This is a genomic window from Pedobacter sp. HMWF019, assembly GCF_003061025.1.
In the GTDB taxonomy this organism is placed as follows: Bacteria; Bacteroidota; Bacteroidia; order Sphingobacteriales; family Sphingobacteriaceae; genus Pedobacter.
Genome location: NZ_QAIL01000312.1, coordinates 1 through 6,823 on the forward strand (window position 1 = coordinate 1; position 6,823 = coordinate 6,823).

5 protein-coding genes and 1 pseudogene are annotated in these 6,823 nt (G+C 37.5%); 1 reads left to right on the forward strand and 5 read right to left on the reverse strand.

The genetic code is table 11. The features are described 5' to 3' along the window. A partial coding sequence (locus tag DBR11_RS17540; RefSeq protein ID WP_108553942.1) for an aminopeptidase C occupies window positions 1-1,055 on the reverse strand: 1,055 nt, incomplete at its 3' end. A gap of 215 nt (window positions 1,056-1,270) precedes the next feature. On the opposite strand from DBR11_RS17540, the pseudogene DBR11_RS17545 reads away from it, so the two are divergent. After that, window positions 1,271-2,288, forward strand: a pseudogene (locus tag DBR11_RS17545) (GTP-binding protein). 1 nt (window position 2,289) lies between these two features. Here DBR11_RS17545 and DBR11_RS17555 read toward each other — a convergent pair. The 4 genes from DBR11_RS17555 to DBR11_RS17570 form a co-directional block, all read right to left on the reverse strand. After that, entirely contained in the window at window positions 2,290-3,348 is a 1,059-nt protein-coding gene (locus DBR11_RS17555) for a histidine kinase (RefSeq protein ID WP_108553944.1), read from the reverse strand. Window positions 3,349-3,350: 2 nt separating this feature from the next. Then, window positions 3,351-4,445, reverse strand: coding sequence for a sensor histidine kinase (locus tag DBR11_RS17560; RefSeq protein WP_108553945.1), 1,095 nt, complete (start codon window positions 4,443-4,445; stop codon window positions 3,351-3,353). A gap of 104 nt (window positions 4,446-4,549) precedes the next feature. Further along, entirely contained in the window at window positions 4,550-5,593 is a 1,044-nt protein-coding gene (locus DBR11_RS17565; protein WP_108553946.1) for a phosphotransferase enzyme family protein, read from the reverse strand. Window positions 5,594-5,679: 86 nt separating this feature from the next. After that, window positions 5,680-6,708, reverse strand: coding sequence for a LacI family DNA-binding transcriptional regulator (locus tag DBR11_RS17570; protein ID WP_199233871.1), 1,029 nt, complete (start codon window positions 6,706-6,708; stop codon window positions 5,680-5,682). Between the last annotated feature and the right edge of the window lie 115 nt (window positions 6,709-6,823).

The following is a 6,823-nucleotide window of genomic DNA, read 5'->3' on the forward strand; positions in this document are numbered from 1 at the left end:
ATATAATATTCTTTACCATTTTGATCTTTTGCCAATCCAACGATGTGCATACCATGGTCATCTGTGGTCTGATAATTATCAAAAGCTTCCTGACGGTTTGCTTCGGTAATTTCCATTTCTGGTTTAGGGCCATCAAACATCGTTGCTTTTTCCTCTGCACTCATTTGATCAAATGGCTTTTCAGGAACAAAAGCTACACCATTTTTGTAGGAAAATCCTTTTTCGCTAACATCGGTTGCCCATGCTACGGTAAAGCCTTTTTTCAATGCATTGTCAATAATATCAGTAATTTCATTCACTTTAACATTGTATACCTGATCAAATGACCAGTTGTCGGGTACCAGCAGTGTAAATTTGCTATAATAAGGGTGGTCACTAAAAGAAGACAATTCTACATAGTCATCAGGATTAATTCCTACCACTTCTTTAGCAAAGGTTTGAGGTGTATACTTCTTTCCATTATAATCAAAGGATTTAGGAACTTCTCCTAAGTAAGAATCAATTACAGCAGCATAAGCCTTTTCCCAATTTGGAGTAAGGGTTTGGTTAGGGTTTTTAACTACAGCAGCCAGAACACCATTCATAATTTCGCCCATTTCACCGAATTTATTTACGGTTGTTCCGTAATTCAGACCTGTATAGACAGATTGAGGTACTGCACCATATTTTCTATACATATTGATCACATCGTGAAGTGCTCCACCGTCACCAAGCGTTACTGCACCATGCATGCGAACATAATTTTTTCCTTTCTCCACATAGACATTTCTAGCGGAAAAAATCTGAGAAAGAGGAACAGGCGTTTTACCCGCTTTGATCATTTCTGATTCAAGGAAAGAATTTGTAGAATAGCTCCAGCAAGTACCAGACGATCCCTGATTCTTAACTGGTGTATTGGCCAGGTTGATGACATCTGTGAATTTAAAGCTTTCCTTACTTTTAGCGCTTTGGTTGTTCTTTAGAGAATTTACCAGGTTATCCTGGGCATTAACAAAGTTTGCGCTGCATAGCAATGCAGTAGCAAGAATTAGAGGTTTAAAATTGAATTTATTCATGTGTGTTAGTTAATATGCGTTTAAAGGCTAATCTGTGACAGGTTATACATTAAGGTGCCAAATGTAATGAATATTTGCAATTCAGTTGCATTTATTCACTACATTTGCTGTGTATGTACATACTCAACTAGAGTCAGCGGATAAGGGGCTAAATTTACAATGGATACTGAACCTGTACAAGACTATATTATCTTTTTTACATAAATATTTTTCAAATGGCAGGCGTTAAAGAAGTTACTTTACTTACCGGGTTTTTAGGAGCAGGAAAAACAACTTTGCTCAATTGTATCATTTCAGAGAAAACAGAGGTAAGGTTTGCCGTCATTGAAAATGAAATCGGGGTAGAAAATATAGATACAGAACTCATTGCTAATACTGCGATACCCATTTCAGAACTACAGAACGGCTGTTTGTGTTGTTCTTTAAACGAGGACATTTTTGAAGTTTTGAACCATCTTTGGGACCAGAGGAATTCCTGGGACCACTTGATTATTGAAGCAACCGGTATTGCTGATCCTGCGAACATTGCTCATCCTTTTCTCATCAATTCCAATGTAAGAAAAGGGTTCTTACTGAAACGTGTCATTTGTGTGGTTGATGCAGAACTTGTAGAAGACCAGCTCCGGGAAATTCCGGAATCCATTTGTCAGATTGCATTCAGTGATATTATTCTGATCAATAAAATAGAACAGGTGAGTACGGCGTATATCAAAAGCCTTGAACAATTGTTACGAAGTCTGAATCCTTTTGCTGTTATTTTAAGTAAACCTCAAATCGGATTTAATGTCGATACACTCTTTACATATGAACGCTTTGAGGGTGATCATCAAGCGCCTGTAGAACAAATCGGTGCAGGCAAAAGATTTAGCCTAGTACCGGGAAAATCAGTTCCTGCCAAATCGGGTCTAATGGTCAGCTCCCATATCCGGCATAACCATAGCGATATCGAAACCATTGTTCTCAGATATAGCGAGCCATTTGATCTGATCCATCTCCAGCACCGGGTTAATGTTTTCTTAATTCTCCAATCTGCTGGTGTTTACAGAATAAAAGGAATCTTAAACGTTAATGGAGGCCCAAATAAAATGATTTTGCAGACGGTAGGTAAGACCGTAGCCGTGCATCCGGAAAGTATGGGAATCGGGCGAGCGTAGAGAGAGTAAAATCGTTATTATTGGCAAAAATTTGAAAGCTGAATCATTTGATAAAATGTTTAAGACCAGTTTGATTTAATTTATTTTAGGATCCAGGGGACTGACAGGTTGATCAGGCAATGTGCATCTTTACAATTTTCAAAATCAATTTTCACACCATCTCCATACAGATGACTGTAGTTTTCGCCATATTTATGTAGGTCAGATATTATGGAATCCGTCGCATGAAGGCTATAATCCAAATGAATCAGCAGCGACTGAGATTCTGTATGCATCTCAATTTTTAAAACTGCGGGAACCAGAGGGGGGACCTTACAAAATACCTCCAGAATATTTATCAGCGCAAGAGAAGCAATGCTCTTCTGTTCTGTAAGCCCGTTCACCAAAAGGTCTATGTGCAAATGATTACTCTGTTCTAAATGGATAAAATCAATAAAAGCATGTAAGGCAATGAGCTCTTCTGTGAGTGGCGAAAAAAACTGGCGGCCACGATACAGGCGATAACGCATCAAATCGGAAAACGTAAGAATGGACTGCGGTGTGTTTTCTTGAAGAGTGATTGCTGCGTTTTTAAGTTGTTTTAATGACCTCATTAAAAAATCAGGACTGATATTGGTTTTTAGCAGATCAAGTTTAACCTGTTCTATTTCTTCTTTTTCTTTTTCCAGCTCTATCTGGGTATCCTGTTCTTCACTTTTTTCCATAAAGAACAACATCATAGAGAAAAGTAAAAAATTTAGAAAGTAGTTTATAAACTGCTGGAAATATTCTTTTGCAAAACTTGCGGCCCTGGCGGTTTCTGACATTCTTTTTTCAGGAAAGAGCTCATCGTAAAGCATGTTGAGCGCAGGAAAAATAGCGAGGCAGGCCAGCAAAGCAGACCAGAACAAGAGTACTTTGTTTTTCTTAAACAGATAAGGAATAAGGAATAAACAATAGAGGTAGAAAAAAATGGCAATTAGAAAATTTCTTATGAAAAATTCGTTAAAAGTAGCTATGAAGGTGTCCGAAGCGCCAGCATTTCTTAGGTTTTCTAAAAGTACCCATAACCAAAACAATACATGGGCAATCCATCTGTATTTAGTGAAATATATCCAGCGGTTTTTATTGTGAATTTCTATCTGTACAAAATTATTCATCTCTAAAAAATAAGGCTAAGCTGGATTTCAAAGTCATTTTTGCCATCGGTAACAATCAGTTCATGTTTTTTTGGATATAGTATTTCCAAGCGTCTCTTTACGTTTTTTAGACCTATGCCACCTTTGTACTCAGAAATGCCTTGTAAGAATGCGGGTTGAGCAGGTTTGCTGTTTCTAAGGATAAATTTCATCGATTTTGCTTCTACTTTGATGTCCAAATCAATCCATGATTTTCCAAAACTTGTTTTGGTTCCATGTTTAAATGCATTTTCAAGGAAATTAATCAGTAGTAATGGTGCTATTCTTTTTTGAGCAGGATCACCCTGAATATTAACGGTTACCACGCAGCGGTCGCTGCGGTGTCTTAATTTTTCGAGATCAATATAGCTGTTGGTGAAGAGAAACTCATTTTCTAAAGGAACCTGATCTTCTTGACACTCATAAAGCATATAATGCAATAAAGACTCTAGCCTTTCTATAATTACTGCAGTTTGCTCTGATTTCTTTAGGCTTAAGGCATAAATATTGTTTAAGGTATTGAATAGAAAATGGGGGTTGACCTGCGATTTCAGGAAAGTGCTCTCCAGCCTGATTTTTTCGGTCTTAAACTTCTCCAGGTTTTGAAGTTCCTTCTGGCGATCATTAATATCTACGAAATAACAGAATGCAATGAAAAAGCCAAATAGAAAAAAGAAGTAGTAGAACTGGCCCAGGATGATATGCAGCCACGTGTTTTCCGGTCTGCGGGACAATTCCGGGAAATTGTGAAGTTCAATCTTCAGCAGGACAATGAATACCGCATACCAGCAGCTGAAAAAAGCCAGTAGGCTAATCCAGAATATCTTCTTCTGTTTGCCCAGTGGTACTATGAAAAATAAGAAAGAATAAGATAGTCCAAAGGCAATAAATAACCTAAGGGCATAATAAAACTGAAGATACGCAATTGGGTGGGTGTTTGTACTGGAAGTGGCCTTTGCAGCATAGAGATAATAGAGAGACCACGCAATGATGCCCCAAAAAAGTACATGGAGTAAGCTTCTGTAATTTCTAAAATGATTATAAAATTGTTCGCTTCGGCCGGGTACTTCTTTTATCATTAAAATGGAGATCCTATATCGTGAATGGCCATAAAGATATTGAAATAGGAAATACTATTCTAATTTTTATGACCATTCCCAAAGCTGGCTGAAAGGTAGGTGCGCTAACTGATGAGTGATCTTAACAGAGGCTCTGCTTCCTGATATCTTTTTAGCAAGGTAATTTGATTCTCCGCACGCATAAAATTGTGTCCTTCATATTTAGACCCATAATAAACATCGTTTTCCAGGTAATCGGCAAGAAAACGTATAGCCTGCATATAAATAAGAAATTTACCCGAATAGATAAAATAGCCCTTTTCTGTTTCTGTCAATACACTGCCCATTTCCTGCATATATCCATCGTAAATAGCCTTAAAAAAGTCTGTTCTGATGTTGATCTTAGAAAAATCAGTTTCTTCCTCGTTTGCTGCAGAAAGATAGGTTCTCATCATATCTCCAACATCACTAATAAAATATCCTGGCATTACAGTATCCAGATCTATTACGCATATACCTTTGTCATAACGATCAAAAAGGACATTATTGATCTTTGTGTCGTGATGGATGACCCTTAACGGAATCTCGTGATTTGCTGTAATCTGGTCGAAAGTTTTAACAATACTGTAATTGTCTTCTATAAATGAAATCAATTCTTTAGACCGTTTTTTTCTTTCCGGAGATGCGTGTAAGACGGCATTTTTGAATTGAGCATACCGCAAGGTCAAATTATGGAAATCTGGAAGTGTAATGTACAGTTGATCAACATCAAATTCGTTCAGGAGCATAGAAAATCTTCCAAACTGTCTGGCAGCTTCATAAGCCTCTTCCTTTTTACTAAGTACATTTAGAGAATGAGAATCCTCTACGAATGGAAAAAGTCTGAAATATCCTTCTGAAGTTTCTATCAATGATTTTCCTGTAGTATCAGTAATAGGGCTTATGAACAAATATTCAGGATGTTTCCGGTTTAAAAAGGCTTTGAGTCTGGATATATTCTGGTCGATATCCTGCGGTTTTTTAAATACAGCCTGGTTCACCTTCTGAAGAATATATCCAGCGTTTTCTGTGGTGACTTTCCAGGTATGATTGATTAAACCATCTCCAAATAATTGTATGTTGCTTTTAACAGGCAGGATTCCGTATAATGGTAAAATCTGATTGAGCATAGCACTAGGCGAGTTTTTTTAGTTTTGGTAGGTTCAAACCTAAACAATTTCGCTTTTAGTTTATTGCGCAAACGGTTGTGTTTAATTTATTTGTCGGCACCAATGATCAATTCAGATTCTACAACAATGTTAAAATAAGCTTGTTCTGCTCCAGATTCACTTTTGGGCTTGTTCAGCAGGTCAAGTAAAATATTAGCCGCTTTCTTGCCTTGTTTATAAGGGAATTGTTCTACAGAAGCAATTGGGGTGTGGTCCATGTAGTTAATGATGGGCAAGTTTGCATAGCTTACAAAATCAAGGTCTTCGTTTATCTTTAATCCTAAATTACGAGCGTAACGCATTGCAAATAAGGCGACGTAGTCGTTAAAGGTTACGATTGCTGTGGGCTTGCGTTTATGGTTAAGTAAAGTTTCCATAGCTTCTATGGTTCCGGATTCTGAAAGATCGCAGCTCATCACCAGGGAAGGATCAAACTTAAGACGTTGAGAGGTCATAGCCCTGACATAACCATTTTTTCTTTCTGCACAAGCTATAAGTGTTGCCGGACCATTGATCATGCCTATAGTGCGATGACCTTTTTTAAGTAAAAAGTTTACTGCTTCAAATGTACCCGTCTCGAGATTGGAAGCTACAAAATGTATGTTTTTGATAGGAGGGATCCGATCAAAAAAAACGATAGGAATATTTAGTTTCTTTAAGGCTTCGAAATGCTCGTAAGTACTGGTTGTTTTAGCTACAGAGATGAGTAAACCATCCACACGCTGGGTTTTCATTTTTTCCACCAGTAATTTCTCCCGGTCTGCATCATCGTGAGACTGGGCAAGGAGCACTGTATAATTCCTTTTGTAAGCAATGTCCTCGATTCCAGTGATTGCTGCCGAAAAAAAGGACTCAGAAAGTTCTGGTAAAATTACACCAATGGTATGCGATTTTCCCTGGAGAAATTGAATTGCCCTTTGGTTGGGTTCATAATTGAGCTCCTGGGCAAGTTTTTTTACCCGCATTTTGGTGATAAGACCAATACTGGAATGGTCGTTTAAAGCTCTCGAAACGGTAGAAACCGAGATGTTGAGAAGCTTCGCTATTTCTTTTATAGTAGTTGGTTTATCAGACATCAGGATCAAAGATTATAATTATCTTTTAATAATAGGCAATTATTGTGATTATATATAAAAAAGCCCTGGTTATATTAACCAGGGCTTGATTTAAAATAGGTCTGTAGGTTATGGG